Annotated in this window: 14 protein-coding genes; 5 read left to right on the forward strand and 9 right to left on the reverse strand. The window is 61.4% G+C overall.

Translation table 11 applies throughout. The features are described 5' to 3' along the window. Positions 1 to 104: 104 nt before the first annotated feature. Positions 105 to 1532, reverse strand: coding sequence for an inorganic phosphate transporter (locus JK199_RS13370; RefSeq protein ID WP_212376854.1), 1428 nt, complete (start codon positions 1530 to 1532; stop codon positions 105 to 107). Between the two features lie 129 nt (positions 1533 to 1661). Then, positions 1662 to 2207 carry an RrF2 family transcriptional regulator gene (locus tag JK199_RS13375; RefSeq protein ID WP_212376857.1) on the reverse strand — a complete coding sequence of 182 codons (546 nt, stop codon included), beginning with the start codon at positions 2205 to 2207 and terminating at the stop codon, positions 1662 to 1664. Between the two features lie 87 nt (positions 2208 to 2294). Between JK199_RS13375 and hmpA the strand changes: the two genes are divergently transcribed. The 4 genes from hmpA to JK199_RS13395 all read left to right on the forward strand — a co-directional run bounded on the left by hmpA (position 2295) and on the right by JK199_RS13395 (position 5884). Next, on the forward strand, positions 2295 to 3563 hold the full coding sequence (hmpA, locus tag JK199_RS13380; protein WP_212376860.1) for an NO-inducible flavohemoprotein: 1269 nt from the start codon (positions 2295 to 2297) through the stop codon (positions 3561 to 3563). Positions 3564 to 3597: 34 nt separating this feature from the next. Beyond that, positions 3598 to 3999 carry a DUF488 domain-containing protein gene (locus tag JK199_RS13385; protein WP_212376862.1) on the forward strand — a complete coding sequence of 134 codons (402 nt, stop codon included), beginning with the start codon at positions 3598 to 3600 and terminating at the stop codon, positions 3997 to 3999. A gap of 392 nt (positions 4000 to 4391) precedes the next feature. Continuing rightward, positions 4392 to 5237, forward strand: a complete 846-nt coding sequence (purU, locus tag JK199_RS13390; RefSeq protein ID WP_025827330.1) for a formyltetrahydrofolate deformylase — start codon at positions 4392 to 4394, stop codon at positions 5235 to 5237. 17 nt (positions 5238 to 5254) lie between these two features. Further along, positions 5255 to 5884 carry a CPBP family glutamic-type intramembrane protease gene (locus tag JK199_RS13395; RefSeq protein WP_212376865.1) on the forward strand — a complete coding sequence of 210 codons (630 nt, stop codon included), beginning with the start codon at positions 5255 to 5257 and terminating at the stop codon, positions 5882 to 5884. A gap of 34 nt (positions 5885 to 5918) precedes the next feature. Here the strand turns inward: JK199_RS13395 and JK199_RS13400 are convergent, their stop codons facing one another. The 4 genes from JK199_RS13400 to JK199_RS13415 are packed head-to-tail and all read right to left on the reverse strand — an operon-like array spanning position 5919 to position 10415. Next, entirely contained in the window at positions 5919 to 7547 is a 1629-nt protein-coding gene (locus tag JK199_RS13400; protein WP_212376868.1) for a PepSY-associated TM helix domain-containing protein, read from the reverse strand. After that, positions 7544 to 7846: a hypothetical protein gene (locus JK199_RS13405; protein ID WP_212376871.1), complete on the reverse strand. Its 303-nt coding sequence runs from the start codon at positions 7844 to 7846 to the stop codon at positions 7544 to 7546. Before JK199_RS13405 ends, JK199_RS13400 begins: the two co-directional genes overlap by 4 nt. After that, positions 7843 to 8136, reverse strand: a complete 294-nt coding sequence (locus tag JK199_RS13410) for a hypothetical protein (RefSeq protein WP_212376874.1) — start codon at positions 8134 to 8136, stop codon at positions 7843 to 7845. The genes JK199_RS13405 and JK199_RS13410 overlap by 4 nt, the downstream gene beginning before the upstream one ends. After that, positions 8133 to 10415, reverse strand: a complete 2283-nt coding sequence (locus tag JK199_RS13415; RefSeq protein WP_212355723.1) for a TonB-dependent siderophore receptor — start codon at positions 10413 to 10415, stop codon at positions 8133 to 8135. The genes JK199_RS13410 and JK199_RS13415 overlap by 4 nt, the downstream gene beginning before the upstream one ends. A gap of 283 nt (positions 10416 to 10698) precedes the next feature. Here JK199_RS13415 and JK199_RS13420 point away from each other — a divergent pair, with 283 nt between their 5' ends. Beyond that, positions 10699 to 11562 carry an energy transducer TonB gene (locus JK199_RS13420; RefSeq protein ID WP_212376877.1) on the forward strand — a complete coding sequence of 288 codons (864 nt, stop codon included), beginning with the start codon at positions 10699 to 10701 and terminating at the stop codon, positions 11560 to 11562. 48 nt (positions 11563 to 11610) lie between these two features. Here the strand turns inward: JK199_RS13420 and pnuC are convergent, their stop codons facing one another. The 3 genes from pnuC to JK199_RS13435 are packed head-to-tail and all read right to left on the reverse strand — an operon-like array spanning position 11611 to position 15982. Beyond that, the gene (gene pnuC, locus JK199_RS13425; protein WP_212376880.1) at positions 11611 to 12189 is read right to left on the reverse strand and encodes a nicotinamide riboside transporter PnuC; all 579 of its coding nucleotides are present in this window, start codon (positions 12187 to 12189) and stop codon (positions 11611 to 11613) included. Continuing rightward, positions 12186 to 13448 carry a phosphotransferase enzyme family protein gene (locus JK199_RS13430; RefSeq protein ID WP_212376883.1) on the reverse strand — a complete coding sequence of 421 codons (1263 nt, stop codon included), beginning with the start codon at positions 13446 to 13448 and terminating at the stop codon, positions 12186 to 12188. The genes pnuC and JK199_RS13430 overlap by 4 nt, the downstream gene beginning before the upstream one ends. A gap of 5 nt (positions 13449 to 13453) precedes the next feature. Then, entirely contained in the window at positions 13454 to 15982 is a 2529-nt protein-coding gene (locus tag JK199_RS13435; RefSeq protein WP_212376886.1) for a TonB-dependent receptor, read from the reverse strand. Positions 15983 to 15985: the final 3 nt, after the last annotated feature.

Below are 15985 nucleotides of genomic sequence, written 5' to 3' on the forward strand. Positions count from 1 at the left end.
CACATGGGATGTGCGGCCTGCTTTTCTACAAAGGCCTGTCAATCACGGAACGTCGCTCAGCGTAATAAAGGAACAGGACGTCATCCTGAAAACCTTATGTGAGATCACGTACTCAACAGATAAAACAGCCCCGCCGCCATCAGGATTGTCACAGGCAGGGTGGCAAGCCATGCCAGCGCAATGCGCCCCACCATGCCGCCCTGCACACCGCTGCCTGCGCCAATCATACTGCCCGCAATGCCTGCGGTAATGATATGCGTGGTGCTGACAGGCAGGCCGGTGTAGCCAGCCGTTAAAATCAGGCCTGCACCAACCAGCTCTGCGGATGCCCCCTGCGCGGGCGTTAAATGGGTGCGGCCGATTTTTTCACCCAGCGTGCGGACAATGCGTTTGTAGCCAATCATGGTGCCAAGGCTGAGGCATAAAGCACTCAGCAACCGCACCCACCAGGGCGCAAACTCCACTACTGGCTGAATGGTCTGGCGCAGAGCCTTTGCCTGCGCACGCTCTGCCTGCGGGGCTGTAGCCCCATGCTCAACCTGCTTCAGCCCGGCCAGAACTTCAAACACATCCGCGCGCTGCGTCACGCGGTACCGTAACGCCCCCTGCGTCGCGGCATCGCCTGCTCCGGCAGCAGGTTCTCCGGAAGGTTTTTTCTCCCTGGCCTGAGCCGCCTCACTGTCCGCTTTCAGGCGGGTAGCGGCGGCCAGAGCGTCCACGCGAAGGCCATTATGGTCATACTGGTTCAGCAGATTTTCAATCTGCGTTGCCTGCGGCACAGAGAGTGGCAGCCGGTGCGCCTCCTGCGGGTTTAACGCATACAGCGCTGGCATCAGCCCGACAACTGCCAGCATGATCAGGCCAATACTCTTCTGGCCATCATTATTCCCATGAGAGAAACTGACGCCGCTGCATGTTGCCACCAGCAGCCAGCGCACCCAGCCACGCGGGGGTTCATGCCCTTTGGGGGGCTGATACAAAGCCGGATCTTTCACCACCGCGCGCAAGGCCAGATAAAACAGGGCCGCTCCAATCAGCCCCAGCAGCGGGGAGACAGCCAGCGCCTCCAGAACTTTAGTGACCTGATGCCAGTCCACGCCGTCACGCAGGCTGCGCGCGTGCACCAGCGCATCGCCAATCGCCACCCCCACAATGGCACCAATGACGCAGTGTGAGCTGGAATTGGGGATACCCGCCCGCCATGTCAGCACATTCCAGACGAGTGCCGTGCCAAACAGGGAGAGCAGCATGGGCACCGCAGGCGTGCCGTCCGGCGGGGAGAGCACGTCCGGCGGCAAAAGCTCCACCATGGCATAGGCCACGCTCAATCCGCCCATCAGCACACCCAGAAAATTCATGGCGCCTGACAGAACAACTGCCGTGCCCGCGCGGAGTGAGCGCGTGTAAATGACCGTCGCCACGGCATTGGCGGTATCATGAAAGCCGTTCACAAACTCAAACACGCAGACCAGCAGCCCACAGAGCAGCAAAGCGATGAGGGACGCAGGGGAATCTGGCGTGAAATGCAGCATGAGAAAACGGACAACCCTTCTTTTGCGCCGCCCGCAGATCCGGGGAGGCGTTCCGGGTTTTAATCCGTTCATTCCATTTTAAAAGACCCGGCTGCGTCTCATGAGACAGATCGCGCGGGTGCCGGGCGTTCAGTCCGCCTTTTTTGCGGAGTCTGGTGCGCTGTCTGGTGCGCTCTCTAGTGCGTTCTCCATTATGCTTTCTGGCACCCTTTTTTCGCCCTCCGGCGTAATGGCCTGCACTGTTTTTATCTCAAAAGGCCGCAGCAGATCGGCCAGCGTCTGGCCATCCAGCACCGCCATAAACGCACCCAGCGCCTCCCCCAGTACCCCGCGCAGGGTGCAGGCAGGAGCCAGAACACACCGCTCCCCCGCGCGGTTGCCTTCCCTGCCGGGCGGGACCATACAGCCCACCAGCGCCATATCGTCTTCCGTATGGCGCACCACATCCCCAAGGTTAATCTGCTCCGGCGGGCGGGAGAGCATCAGGCCACCATGCCGCCCGCGCAGCGTATCCACAAAGCCGCCCCGGCCCAGATGATGGATCACCTTCACCAGATGATTTTCTGAAATGCCATAAGCCTGCGCCACCTCCCGGATGGACACACGGCGGCCCGCGTGGCCTCCAAGGTAGAGGAGCGTTCTCAGGGCGTAATCTGTGTACAGGGTCAGGCGCATTCCGCCATCTGTACCCCAGTTGACAGGTTTTTTGCCAGCGCTCTATAAGGTGTATGAAATATACATCTTATTAAACAGGAGCCGTTCATGGCCACCCCGCTCGACGACAAAACCCGCGCCATCGTCACCGCCTGCGTTCCCGCTCTGGAAGCACACGGTCTGGCCATCACCACGGAAATGTACAAACGCCTGCTGGCAGACCCCGCCATCAGCGCCCTGTTCAACAGTGCTCACCAGAAAAACGGCACCCAGCCCACGGCACTGGCGCTGGCCGTGCTGGCCTATGCCCGCAATATTGATAATCTTGGCGCGCTGGGCGGCATGGTGGAACGCATTGCCGAAAAGCATGTCGGGCTGAACATCCTGCCCGAACACTACCCCTATGTGGGCCGCGCCCTGCTGGGGGCCATTGCGCATGTGCTGGGGGATGCCGCCACGCCGGACATCATGGACGCATGGGCCAAAGCCTACGGTTTTCTGGCGGATGTACTGATCAGCCGGGAAAGCCAGATTTACAAAGCCCATGCGGATGCCCCCGGTGGCTGGGAAGGCTGGCGGACCTTCACCATCCGCAGCCGCACACAGGAGGGCGCCTGCGTGACCTCCTATGATCTGGTGCCAACGGACGGCAAGCCAGTCATGGCGCATAAGCCGGGCCAGTATCTCAGCTTTTCCGTCACGGTGCCGGGCCACGGCAACCAGCGGCGCAATTACAGCATTTCCTCCGCCCCCAACGGCCAGAGCTATCGTATCAGCGTCCGGAAGGCGGACAACGGGCTGGTATCCGGCTGGCTGCATGACAGCGCACAGGCTGGCACGGACTTGCAGGTGTCAGCCCCGGCGGGTTCCTTCACGCTGCCCGCTCCGCAGCCCGGCCACCCGTCCGCTCCGGTTGTGCTGCTGAGCGCTGGCGTGGGCCTGACACCGTTTATCGCCATGCTGGAAACCCGCGCTGCTGCCGCCGCGGCCGCATCGCTCGGCTGCCCGGCAGGCATGGGTGCGCCCTTGCAGTACATCCACGGCACGCATAACCCGCAGACGGAAGCATTCGGCCCGCTGGTGCGGGATCTGTCCGCCAGAGGCGTGGTCAGGGCTGACATTTTCTACACGCACGGCAGCGCGGAAGAGGCCGCGTCCCTCAGCACCACCGGCACCACGGCTCATACGGGCCGCATTACGCCGGAATGGGTACGCGCCAACACCCCGGCGGATGCGCTTTACTACATCTGCGGGCCGGAAAGCTTTATGCAGGACATGATCAACGGCCTGAGCGCGGCCGGTGTTCCGGCGGACCGGCTGCGGCATGAAGTGTTCGGCTCCGCCACCACGCTGGAAGACGCTCTGCACGCGGCCTGAAACAGGACGATCTCAACCGTAAAGGATATTCTGAATGTCTGCTCATTCTGACGCACATCTCCCTTCCGCTGCCCGGCATGGTGCGGGCATTCAGGTCCGCCGGGTGTATGACGCCCCCTCCCCCACAGATGGCACCCGCGTTCTGGTGGACCGCCTGTGGCCGCGCGGGGTGAGCAAGGAGCGCGCCGCACTCGACCTGTGGTTGAAAGATATTGCGCCCTCTACCGCGTTGCGCGAGTGGTTCGGCCATGACCCGGCCCGCTGGGAGGGCTTCTGCCAGCGCTACCGGGCCGAACTGGATGCCAACCCCGCCTGTGTGGAGCAGCTTGAAACCCTGGCCCGCAAAGGCCCGATGACGTTGCTGTTCGGGGCCAGAAACACCGAGCAGAACGAGGCCGTGGTGCTGGCCGCCTACCTGCGGGAGCGTTCCGCCTGAAGGAACAGAACAAACCGGGAAACGTGACAAGAATGCATTGTCTGTCAGCATTGCACAAAACTATCCACAGAGTTTTCCCACAGTCTTTCCCCGGCTTCTGTGGATAAACCGCAGGGGGCTTCCGGCCCACACTCCCCTGTAAAGCGCAGTTTTCTGCGCCTCAGAGCTTTTTTTACATTTTTATGATTGACTCTTTTCCGTGTCCCTCAGGTCTCGCGATTCGGAAAAGAGGCGAGTCATCCACACCACTGGCACACCACCGGCATACAGCCTGCATGGCGCGGCGCGTCCGGTGCCGGTTGCCGGATGGCGCGGGCCTTGGCACACTCCGTGCCCTCCCGCGCGCTGCCATCCTCCGGCGGCGCTGCCGCTACAAGGACCGCCGACGCGCCATGCATTTTATTCTGACGTTTTCCTGCCCCGACCAGCCGGGCATTGTGGCCGCTGTCTCCACCGTTCTGGCGGAAAAAGGCGCGGACATTCTGGAAACCCACCAGTTTAGTGATCAGGCAGCCCGGCAGCTCTTCATGCGGCTGGCCTTTACCGCGCCCGCGCCCGGCGGCCTTGCGGAAATCCAGACCTGTCTGGCCCCGGTCGCCGCCCGCTTCAGCATGACCATGCGGCTGCATGATGCAGCCGTGCTGCCGCGCCTGATCATCATGGTGTCCCGGTTTGACCACGCACTGCTCAACCTGCTGTATCAGGTGCGCGTCAACTGGCTGCGGGCCGAAATTGTGGCCATTGTCTCCAACCATCAGGATAGCGCCACCACCGCCGCACAGGCAGGCATCCCTTATTATTACTGGCCGGTAAACCGGGAGAACAAGGCGGAGCAGGAAGACCGCCTGCGCGCCCTTGTGGCGGAAACCAGCGCCGATCTGATTGTGCTGGCGCGCTATATGCAGGTGCTGTCCGATGCGTTTTCTACCGAGATGAATGGCCGCATCATCAACATTCACCATTCCTTCCTGCCGTCTTTTAAGGGCGCACGGCCGTACCATCAGGCTTATGCCCGTGGCGTGAAGCTGATTGGCGCCACCGCCCATTACGTCACCCCGGATCTGGATGAAGGCCCGATTATTGAGCAGGAAACCGCCCGCGTCACCCACAGCCTCTCGGCAGAGGATTATGTTGCGGCGGGCCGCTCCGTGGAATCTCAGGTGCTGGCCCGCGCCGTCAAACTGCATGTAGAGCAGCGTGTAATGCTCAACGGCCACCGGACCATCATTTTCTCCTGACCCAGAAGGCCACCCGCATGACCACCCCGGACCAGACCACAGGAGACACCACGCCGACACCAGCACCAGCACCAGCACCAGCACCAGCACCAGCACCAGCACCGACGAACACGCCCGCGCAAACTGGCAACCCTGAGCAGGCAGAAAGCCGCTTTTCCATCAACTGGTTTTATTGCCTGCGCTGTCTGCTGGCGCAGGCAGTTATCTGCCCGCTGGGGCTGATGATTTTGTCCGTCTTCGGGGCAACCGATAACACACCCAACCCATCCTCTCTGCCGTTTTTTATTTTTTCGGCGTTACTGCTCGCCCCGGTCATGGAAACTTTTATTTTCTTTTTCCTGCCGCACCGGATTTTCCAGCATTTTCTCAAAAACCGGCTCTGGGTGTGGGGGCTGTCGTTTGTAACGACGACCCTGCTCTTCACTCTGGACCACCATACCAGCGGCAGCGGCGTTGCCCCGCAGCGCAACTGGCCAGTGGCGCTGGATGTGGGGCTAAGCGGTTCCGTCTGCTTTTTTGCCTGCTATTACCTGACCACAAAATCCCGGCGCGGCAGCCCCTTCTGGACGACCGCCGCCTGTCATGCGCTGTATAACACCGGTGTCACCGCCGTTGTGCTTTTCATGATCGCTCTGGGCAGCAAGTAGGGGGCGTGCCCCTCCGGTCTGCCGCAGGGTTTTTCTAGATTTCCCGCGTATGCTTCACCGCACCGGCAAACAGGAAGGCGCTCAGCAGCGCGGCCATCCCCGCGACACTCAACCCCTCCGGCGTGCGCAGCAAATGCGCGCCGTGCAGGCAGAGCATAAGCGGGACGCAAACCGTAACACCCCCCGCAGCCCCCAGCAGAAGCCGAATACCGCGCTGGCCCGGCAGGCAGAAAGCCGCCCCCACAAACAGGCAGAACACGCTGTAATACACAGCAGAAACCGCGCCATAGGTGCCCCCAAACGGAAGCACCGGCACCGCGCAGAACACGGCGGAAATACCGGCCACGCAGCCCGTGGTGCAGCCTGTTGTTAACGCCGCCAGCAGTCTGGTGCCACGTGTTTCCACCACGTCACCGCTCTGCCGCTCCCGCCGCCTGCGGCTGACAATCCACAACTGGTTGCCCGTATAAAACAGAAACGCCCCGGCCAGCCCCAGCACCACATAGCCCCAGCGCACGGGTGCGCCGCCAAAACTACCAAAATGCAGGGCAAAAAAGCTTGTCAGAATCGCAAATTTTGCAGGCTGATGCCCCGGCATATACTCACCGGACTGCACCGCCCCGGTGCGGGAATTCAGCACCATAAAGCCACCCGTCGGGCCGCGCGTGGGGTACCGCGCATCATACCCGAACACCCGGACAACATCCTTCCCATGCCCAAGCTGCATATAATTCAGCACTTCCGGCACAAACCCCGGCGCCTGCCGCGTCACAAGAGCCAGAATGTCCGTTGGTGCCAGAACAGGCGGCAGACCCGGCACCACAGGCGCGGATGCGCCCGCGGCGCTGGTTACTACAGCCGCACTCTGCGCGTCCCGCCCGCCAGCGGGACCATGACCGTGGCCGGCGGGGCCGCCACCATGCCTGCCGCCCTGCATGCCACCATGCTGCCCTGCCACCGGGGCGGGAAATAACAGATGTTCAATGGCAAAAATCTGGCCATGAAACGCAAACACCACTGAGGAAACTGCCATAACCAGATGGAACGGCAGAGAAAACAGCCCCAGCAGATTATGCAAATCCAGCCAGCGTTTGCGCACACTCTGGCCCAGACGCACCGCAAACAGCGTTTTGACCAGAGCAGGCAGATAGGCAATTACACCGGACACAAGGGCAATGGCATAAAGCAGCGCCACAATGCCCATCAGAATCATGGCGGGTGTATGCGGCAAAGGCAGCCCGACCTGCTGGTGCAGAACATCCACAAACCGTGCGGCGTCAGAAGGCGTTCTGGGCACTACAACAAGGTTGCCCTCTGCATCCAGCCCCGCCGCCATCACCTGCGTTGGCGCATGGTGCACCTGACCGCCGCTGCCGTCCCACGTCAGGCGGCCCCGCTGAGCGTCTTCCGGTGTCACGGCAATCGTGTAATCCGTCCGGGCTTCCGGATGGACGGCCAGTGCTTTTTGCAAAAGCTCCGGCGTGCGCTCAAGGCTGACAGGCGGCGGGAGGGCGACTGGGGCTGAGGCCCAGCTTTGCAGCGGTTCCTCAAACATGGTGACAGCCCCGGCATAAAACGCCACAAACAGAAAAAGCCCGGCAATAATCCCGACCCAGCTATGAACATCGCGGTAAAGCTGCACAAAATCCGCACGCAGTTTCATGCCAGCACACTCCGCAACACAAAAAACAGGCCCCACACCACAGCACTGGCCACAGCCAGAACACCCCATGCCTGACGCCCGGAGCGGAAGAGAAAACACACGCTGAGCAACATGCTCCACACAAGTGCCGCCATCCACATCAGATACTGGCCGGAGGCGGAACGCGGGCTGCCGTCGGTCTGGCTCAGCACCCCGACAACGCCCATCAGGCCACACACCAGAACCACGCCCAGCAGAACCGCCGCCAGAACTTTAGAAACCCACTGATCCGTGCTGAAGGTCTTTCCGTCCCGGCTCATGATGTCTCTTCCCCCCGTCGCGCCAGCGCCACACAGAGCGGCAGGAGAGACCAGACAGTCATCAGCACCACCACCAGCGCGAAAACTGCTGTTACTACCGCAACATTCTGGCAGAACAGCCACAGGGCCGCCACGGCAAGTCCCGCTGCCAGACCCAGCCCGGTTTTTGCAGGCAGAGCCTGACGCAGCAGCAACTGGCGCGCGGCCGTGAGATAAACACTCACCCCCGCCGCCATGCTGCACAGAACGGCCAGAACACAGAGAATGATGCTGAAAAGAGACGAAGTCACCAGCGATATTCCAGACGACCGATCACACTCCGCCCCTGCCCGTAATAGCAGGCTGAAACCGCCGTGCAGGTCGCGACAAAGCGTTTATTGGCGATGTTGCGCATATTGATGGAGAAAGTCAGACCTTTCCACTGGGGCCGTGCCTCCCCAAAATCATACCGCAGGAACATGTCAAACACCGTATAGCCGGGGATGGAAAGCGTATTGGCGGTATCGCCATAGCTATGGCCTGTATAGCGCACGCCGCCGCCAGCCCCTACCCCGCTCAAAAAGCCGGAGCGGAAACGCTTGTCCACAAACAGGGACGCCATCCATTTGGGGGCCTGTGGCAGATAATTGCCCACCTGTGCCGCGTAATTCGAGCGCGTAATTTTAGCATCGCTACGGGTGCCGGTGAAGATAACCGATGTATCCCACACAAGGTTTGCGCGCCCTTCCAACTCAAGACCGCGCACCCGGCCCTTGCCCGTCTGCACAAGGCAGGTGGCGGTGCCGCACATGGTGCCTTCCGGGTCCGGCGTGGTCATGTTGGTCTGGGTGATCTGGTAGCCACCAAAGGTGATATAAATGCTTTTGCCGTACTGGTAGCGCAGCCCGGCTTCATACTGGTCACCCTTGGTGGGTTTGAAGGGCAGTCCATCCCGCGCGCTGGACGGGTCAGACACCTGCGGCTGGAAGGACTGCGCGTAACTGAAATACGGAGCCAGCCCGTTATCAAACAGATACACACCGCCCGCGCGCCAAGTGAAGGCGTTGGATTTTGTCACATACCGCTTTTTTGTCAGGATATTCAGCGTATCATCCCGCGCCCAGTCCTGCCGCCCGCCAATGGTGACGCGCAGACGATCAAATTTAAGCTGATCCTGAAAATAGATGCCATTCTGGCGGCTTTCCGTGGAGGTATAAACCTGCGGAGAAAGCGCCCGGCTATACCCGGCCGCCCCGCGGGACTGCGGGTCAAAAATATTCAGCATCGGCAGAACCAGAGAGGAACTGACCAGATCGCGGTCATGATTCCAGTCGGTATAAAAATAGTCTGTCCCGGCAAGGAGCAGATGCCGCACCGGGCCTGTCATCACATGGCCTTCAATCTGCGTATCGGTCGCAACCCCCTGTGAGCGCCCGCGCCCTTCCACGGCGCGGCGGTTCACGGTCTCACCCGCAACGCAGCCTTTGATGGTCGGGGCGCATTTGCTCAGCGTATCGCCCGACAGCACGGTGGCGCGGTAGAGCGTATCCAGATAGGTGTAGCGCGTGTTGTTGCGCACCGTCAGATATTTGCTGAATTTGTGCTCTAAAAAGGAGCCGATCAGCGCCTGATTGCGGTCAAACGTATCCCAGTCCGGCTCACCGATATTCGCATCGTTTTTGATGTACCGGCCATGTGACGGATACAGCGTGCCGGTGGCAGGCAGGAACTGGAAGGTGGAACCACCCTGATCACGCTGGTACTGGGCCAGCAACGTCCATTTTGTATTGACCGTCGGCTGCCATGTCAGGCTGGGGGAGATGTAATAGCGCCCGGTGTTCACGCTGTTGACCTGCGTGCCGCCATACCGCGCCAGCGCCACCACGCGGCCCATGACCGTGCCACTCTTATTCAGCTTGCCGGACACATCGCCCGAAGCCTGACCCTGTCCGTTATTCAGGTTGGTAAAACCGGAGCCTTGCACAAAGAACTCGCCCTCACTTTTGGCCGTCGGGCGTTTGGTAACAAGGTTGACCACCCCGCCCGGCGCCGTCTGGCCATACAGCGCGCCAGACGGGCCTTTGAGCACTTCAATCTGTTCCAGCGCAAACGGGTCAAACGAGGTACGGGTCCATTGCCCGCCAGAGGGCAGGCGCAGACCATCCACAAAGTTATTGTTGGAGGAAAACCCACCCGCGCCAAACCCACGGACAGATACTTCATCCACGCGGCTATCAATCCCGGACGGTTCGGCCTGCACCCCGGCCGTGTAGGACAGAGCATCCGCAATGGTGGGCGACGCGCGCAGTTCAATTTCTTCCCGGCTGACAATGGAAATTGTCTGAGGGGATTCGATAATGGGCGTACGGGTTTTAGTGGAGGCCGAGGCGCTGGAGCGCCCGGTTGCCGTAACAACCACCACCTCCGGCCGGGCGCTGGCCTTGCGCCCTTTCTCCTTACTGTCGGTGTTATCCGTATCAGACTGACGTTCCGCCACAGGCAGCGTTTCCGCCGCGGCACCTGAAGATATGGAGGCCCCGGCCAGTAAAACCGCCGGGAGCACACCCGTCACAGAGCGCGAAATTCTCATAGCTACCTTGCTGCCCACACATACGTTACCGATACGCGGCGCTTACGTGATAATGAGAATTATTGTCAAGTACGAGAGGCGACTTATCTTGGAATGCCGGATTTCTGCGGCTTCCTTACAACACACCCCCTGCGCCACCCTGCCTGCACCCTCGCGCGTGGAGCAGAATCAGGGCACTCGCTGCGGAGCACACAATGGGCGAGGCTTCCAGAATTTTGTAGAAGGCGATGTGGTTCCTTCTTTCCCTGCGCATGCAGGGTTCGTCTCGTTTCAGGATTTCCGTATGACGCCCCAACAGTGCCTGACACATTCCCTGAGCCGCACGCTCCTCTCCGGAATAACCGCCAGCCTTCTGCTGGCCGTTACGGCTGCCGCATTCTTCCCTGTGCAGGCACAGGCGCAGACTATACCAGCCTCAACACCTGCCACCGCCTCGGATGAGCAAAACCTGCGTCTTGCGGAAAACGCATCCTACAGACACAGTCTGGCACGGTGGATGAACCGCAAAATTTACATCCCCGACGCCTGTGTGCAGGAGCACTGCCCGCCCGGCACAGTGCTCCTGTCTCTTGATATCGACAAGGCAGGCCATGTGCATGCCTTGAGACGCCACAGCACAACTGGTAATTTTTATCTGGATGCCGCGGCAACCGGCACCTTCCAAAACGCCACGCTCCCTGCTCTGCCTGGGATTTTTCCAGATCTGCGCTATACAATTTTCATCAGGGCGCTCTACACCAGCAGCGCAGATACCCCGCAGAAGCTCACAGCACATTATAGCCTGATTCCGGCACCACATCCTGCCCCCGCCTCTGCGGACATGCAGGCTTACGGCAAACATGTGATGGACTGGATTCATGCAAGACAAATTTACCCGGACAACGCCAGACAGGCCGGAGAGCAGGGGTCATGCAGCGTCTATGTTGTGATAAATGCAGCAGGCTCTGTGAAAAGCGTGAGACTTGAAAAATCCACAGGCTTTGCTGATCTGGACAGAGCAACCATCGCTCTTTTCGCGGGACAGCAGATGCCGGCCGTACCAGATGCCATTATAAAAAAGAATGGTTCACTCGGGCATTATGATATCGAGACCACAATTACCTACACTCTGCCCAGCCAGCCCGTTTCTGACCATACGCCACGCTAATGCTCACGCGTATGCTGCCCGACACACGCCCCCGCAGGTGACAGCCGATTAACCGGCAGGATTAGCCCCGGTCTTGCGTGCCGCAGCCCGCCACTGGGTCCACCCCATAACGGCCAGCACGACAAAAGCGGCATAGAGGCCTGCCGTCAGATACAGATCACGCATCACAAACAACGCCGTGTAGACGATATCCACCGCCACCCAGACCACCCAGCAGGCCAGATAGCGGCGGGCCATCCAGATTTGCCCGAGCACGCTGAACACACTCAGCAGCGCATCCAGCACGGGGTTGGGGTCATCCGTCCAGCGGAACAGGACTGCCCCCATCAGCAGCCCGGCGGCAAGGCTCAGCGCCACGCCACGCAGCACAGTGGCACGGGAGGGCTGGACAATCTGCACCGCGCCCTCGTCCCGCACGCCCCGCAGCCAGCCCCACCAGCCATAAAGGGAAAGCGCTGCAAACACGCCCTGCAACCCCGTATCCGCATAGAGATGCGCCTGCCAGAACACCACGCCATACAGCAGGGACGCCACCAGCATGACGGGCCAGCACAGCATGGCTCTGCGGCCCGTGAGCCACACCCCCGCGGCACTGAACAGCACGGCAAACAGTTCTGTCAGGCTCATGGTGCAGCAGCCGCACCACGAGCCAGCGCCGCAGGCAGCCAGTCCAGCAGGGCGCGGCCTTTATCCCCGGCAAACCAGCGGGCATGGCCCAGCAGATACTCCGTATAGGCAACCTCCGCCGAGGCCGCATCCTTCAGCAACGTGCCAAAATACGCCACTTCCGAGAGCGCAAACTCCACATGCACCAGCGGCAGAAACGCCACCAGCAGGGCGCGTTCCGCCGCACTCAGGGGCCGCACGTTCTGGTAGCCCTCCAGCAGCGCCTGTATCTGCGGATACACCACCACATCCGGGCCAGACAGATCCAGCCACATCACCCCGCTGCGCTCCAGCGCCACGGCAAGGTCAAACACCGCGCAGGTGCGGTCCGCCATGCCAAAATCCAGGACGCTGCATATCCCGGCGGCAGGCCCCGGCGCCCAGAGCAGGTTGGAACCATGCCAGTCACCGTGCCCCCAGCAGGGTTTAACCGCGCCGAGCAGCGGACGCAGGACGGCATGAAACGGGCCCAGCGCCGCCTGCACATCCTGCTCCCACGCCCGGCCAGCCAGTTGCTGCGCCAGCCCCGGCTGCCGCACAGCCCATGCGCGCAATGCGGGCAAAAAATCCTCCTGCCCGACCGCCACCATACTGGAGACAAGCGGGCAGGCCTCCCCCCGCGCCGGAGCCTCAAACCCCTCCGCCGCCTTATGCAACCGCGCCAGTTCCGCCCCCGCCACCCGCGCATGGTCCAAAGACTGGTAGGGCTGCCAGGACATGGTCTCCCGGTACAGATCCTCGCCCTGCGCAGGCAGAAAAACCTCATACGTCCACTGGCCCTGCGTCAGCGCAGATGCGCCGTTGCCAGCGCCACCAGTGCGCAACACTGTGCTGACCGAAAGCCCCCGCGCGCCAAGATGCCGCATAAAGGCGTGCTCGGCCTCCAGCGCTGCCACGCTGCGCAACTGCGCATGGTGGCGTTTGACCACAACGGTTTCCGGAAATGCCCCCTGCATCTGCACAATCCCGGCGGCGGAAAAGGGGCGCATACTGTGCCAGAGGATCGCGGCAACCGGCGGCAGGGCGGGATAATGCGCCAGCACAGACGCCACTTCCGCCTCCGTCAGCGGCGGCCAGTCCCGCTTTTCCTGCACGCCATGCACGCCAAACTGGCCGGGTGCGCCGGGGTGACCCGCCCCGCCAGACACCACCGCAGGCAGTTGGGCCGAAGAGGCTTCGGAGGGCTGATCACGCAGCAGGCGGGACGGCAGACCGGACATGCCTCTCAGAACCCTGTAGAGGCGGTAAACAAGGCCGCAAACCCGCCCCCCACGTAATAATCCGGCGCACTGCCCGCAAGAGTTGTGCCGTAACGGCCCGTCGTGTCCTTTGCGTTCAGCGTCGGGTCCGCCACGCCGGACAGGTAATGCTGGTTACTGATATTGATAAAATTCATGCGGAATTCCGGCTTGTGCAGCATCGCCACATCCGCCAGCCGGTAACCCACGGCCAGATTGCCTGTCACATGGTCCGACATGCGCTCATCATTCATGAACGTCGCATACTGGTGGCCGGTATATTTGACGGTCGCTGTGCCAAAAAAGTGCCCGTCATCGTACGTCAGGCCTGCCGCTGCCTGAAGTGTCGGGCTGCGCACGGCGGTTTTGCCGCGTGTGGGCAGCAGGTCTCCGTTCGTTTCAATATCATTATCAATGGTGGCGTGCAGATACTCGCCCGAAACATACGGGCTGAGGTGATGCCAGGGGCGCAGGCCAAACTCCACATCCACGCCCCGGCTGGTCTGCCCGCCCGCGTTCATGGTGGACTGCACAAAAGAGCCGTTTTCTGAAATCAGCGTTGCAACCTGCCGGTTTGTAAAATTGTAGTTGAACAGCGTGACGCTGCCCACAAACCGATCATCCGCGTAGCGGTAACCCAGCTCTTCCGAGATGGAATATTCGTTTTTGACATGCGTGCTGCCCTTACTTTCCGTCTGGCCGGAGGTCGGGTCAAACACATCATACAACGCTGTTTCCGCAGGGGTACGGAAATTGGTGGTCGCACTGAAAAACACCTGATGATGCGGCGTAATCTGGAAACGCGCCGCCAGACGCGGCAGCGGCACCGCGCTGTTGGTGTTGGCATGATAGGCCGCACCCGGCATGGCGTTGGTGCCGGTGCGCGTCATCATCACTTCCTTAAAGCCTGCCGTCAGCAAAAGCCGGTCATGCAGCAGGGAAAGCCGGTCACCCAGAAACAGCGCATTGGTTTGCGTCACGGTGTGGTTATTGGTGCCCAGCAACAGAGACCCATCGGACAGATGGATGCCGCTCACCCCGCCATTGCCCCAGATATTGGCGGCATATCCTCCATCGGACACAGCGGTAAACTGCTGCTTTTCAGTATCGTCGGAATAATCATACCAGTAACCCAGCACCAGATCATTCACGCCGCGCTTCCAGTCCAGTGCGGCGGTAAAGCCGGAACGGTAGCTGCGCTGGGTATAATCCGCCCGGACAGTCGCCCAGCCATCCTGCGTGCTGGGCAGCGTCAGGGCATCCGCCAGAGGCTGGGTGCCGTTATACAGGCCGGACGTCGGGATCTGCGTGCCGCCGGGGGCGTTGCCATAAGCGCCCTGCGCGTAGGGCGTGGCTTTTAGCGTCAGGCCATGCGCCAGATGCAGGCTGACCGGCGCGGCCAGATAGAGCGTGCGCTCGGGCTGGCGATACAACCGCCAGTAATCCGTGCCCGCCGCCGCATTGGTCATATCATAGCGCCGGGCCAGATTATTCGCGCCGTGAATCCCGTCCTGCGCCCAGCTTTCTTTGGAAACCTGCTGGTAATAACTGTCAATCGCCTGATTCCATGAGCCGAGGAGCGAGACCGTGTTCCCCCGCCCCCAGTCCTTTTGCAGCTTGAAGTCCACATGCTGGCGCACATCCCGCCCCGGCCCGCGCCAGTTATCACTGGCCGCGTGGGAGTAAGAGACAAAGCCGCGCAGGCCGGTTTTGCCAATCTCGCCACTCTCCAGCCGGATATATTCGCGGTTGGTGTCATAGGAGCCATAGGAGATATCCACCTGCCCCCCGGCCTTTTCCGCCGGGGTGCGGAAGCGCAGGCTCATCAGCCCGCCTGCCGCGTTCAACACCGGGCTGTCCAGATCCGCGGCCCCCTGCTGGAGGGCAATGCTGTCATAGTTCTCACTATCGGCAAACTGGCTGGGGTAGCCGGTGTAATAAGCAATATCGTTCAGCGGTGCGCCTTCCAGCACATAGCCAATGGCATCCCCGTTCAGGCCGCGCACGGAAATATTGGTCTGGGGAGAAAAACCCAGCGGGTCGGACGAGGCCACATTGGCCCCCGGCAGCAGAGCCACCAGATCAAACGCCGTGGCGGACGGAGCCTGCCGCCCGATAAAATCCGCCCCCACAACGCTGATCGCCTTTGGCGCATCCTGCGGCCGCAGCAGCCCGCCGCCTGCGTGCAGCGCCACAGGGTCCGCATGCACGTCCACATGCTCCGCCCCCTGCGCCTGCACCGGGCCGGATGCGGCCGGGTGCGCCTGAACACCCCTTCCGGCGCGCACACCACCCGACCCTTTTGCTGCGTGACCGGCTGCTACATGGCCGAGCTTCCCGGCCCGCGCACGCCGGGAGGACGTTGCCGGAGCGCTTTGCTGCACATCACGCTCCGCCACCGGGCTGCGGGCCTGCGTCTCCTCCCCTGCTGCCTGTGCACGGGCGGCAACGGGCAGCACGCCCGAAAAAACAACAGTGGCCAGCAAGATCTGCCGTGCGTGAGCGCACACCCGCATCAG

This window comes from Acetobacter persici (assembly GCF_018256955.1).
GTDB classification, from domain to species: Bacteria; Pseudomonadota; Alphaproteobacteria; order Acetobacterales; family Acetobacteraceae; genus Acetobacter; species Acetobacter persici.

Bases quoted from the DNA above. Each gene is read 5' to 3' on its own strand.
- JK199_RS13370 (WP_212376854.1), bottom strand. From the start codon at position 1,532: ATGCTGCATTTCACGCCAGATTCCCCTGCGTCCCTCATCGCTTTGCTG.
- JK199_RS13375 (WP_212376857.1), bottom strand. From the start codon at position 2,207: ATGCGCCTGACCCTGTACACAGATTACGCCCTGAGAACGCTCCTCTAC.
- hmpA (WP_212376860.1), top strand. From the start codon at position 2,295: ATGGCCACCCCGCTCGACGACAAAACCCGCGCCATCGTCACCGCCTGC.
- JK199_RS13385 (WP_212376862.1), top strand. From the start codon at position 3,598: ATGTCTGCTCATTCTGACGCACATCTCCCTTCCGCTGCCCGGCATGGT.
- purU (WP_025827330.1), top strand. From the start codon at position 4,392: ATGCATTTTATTCTGACGTTTTCCTGCCCCGACCAGCCGGGCATTGTG.
- JK199_RS13395 (WP_212376865.1), top strand. From the start codon at position 5,255: ATGACCACCCCGGACCAGACCACAGGAGACACCACGCCGACACCAGCA.
- JK199_RS13400 (WP_212376868.1), bottom strand. From the start codon at position 7,547: ATGAAACTGCGTGCGGATTTTGTGCAGCTTTACCGCGATGTTCATAGC.
- JK199_RS13405 (WP_212376871.1), bottom strand. From the start codon at position 7,846: ATGAGCCGGGACGGAAAGACCTTCAGCACGGATCAGTGGGTTTCTAAA.
- JK199_RS13415 (WP_212355723.1), bottom strand. From the start codon at position 10,415: ATGAGAATTTCGCGCTCTGTGACGGGTGTGCTCCCGGCGGTTTTACTG.
- JK199_RS13420 (WP_212376877.1), top strand. From the start codon at position 10,699: ATGACGCCCCAACAGTGCCTGACACATTCCCTGAGCCGCACGCTCCTC.
- pnuC (WP_212376880.1), bottom strand. From the start codon at position 12,189: ATGAGCCTGACAGAACTGTTTGCCGTGCTGTTCAGTGCCGCGGGGGTG.
- JK199_RS13430 (WP_212376883.1), bottom strand. From the start codon at position 13,448: ATGTCCGGTCTGCCGTCCCGCCTGCTGCGTGATCAGCCCTCCGAAGCC.
- JK199_RS13435 (WP_212376886.1), bottom strand. From the start codon at position 15,982: ATGCGGGTGTGCGCTCACGCACGGCAGATCTTGCTGGCCACTGTTGTT.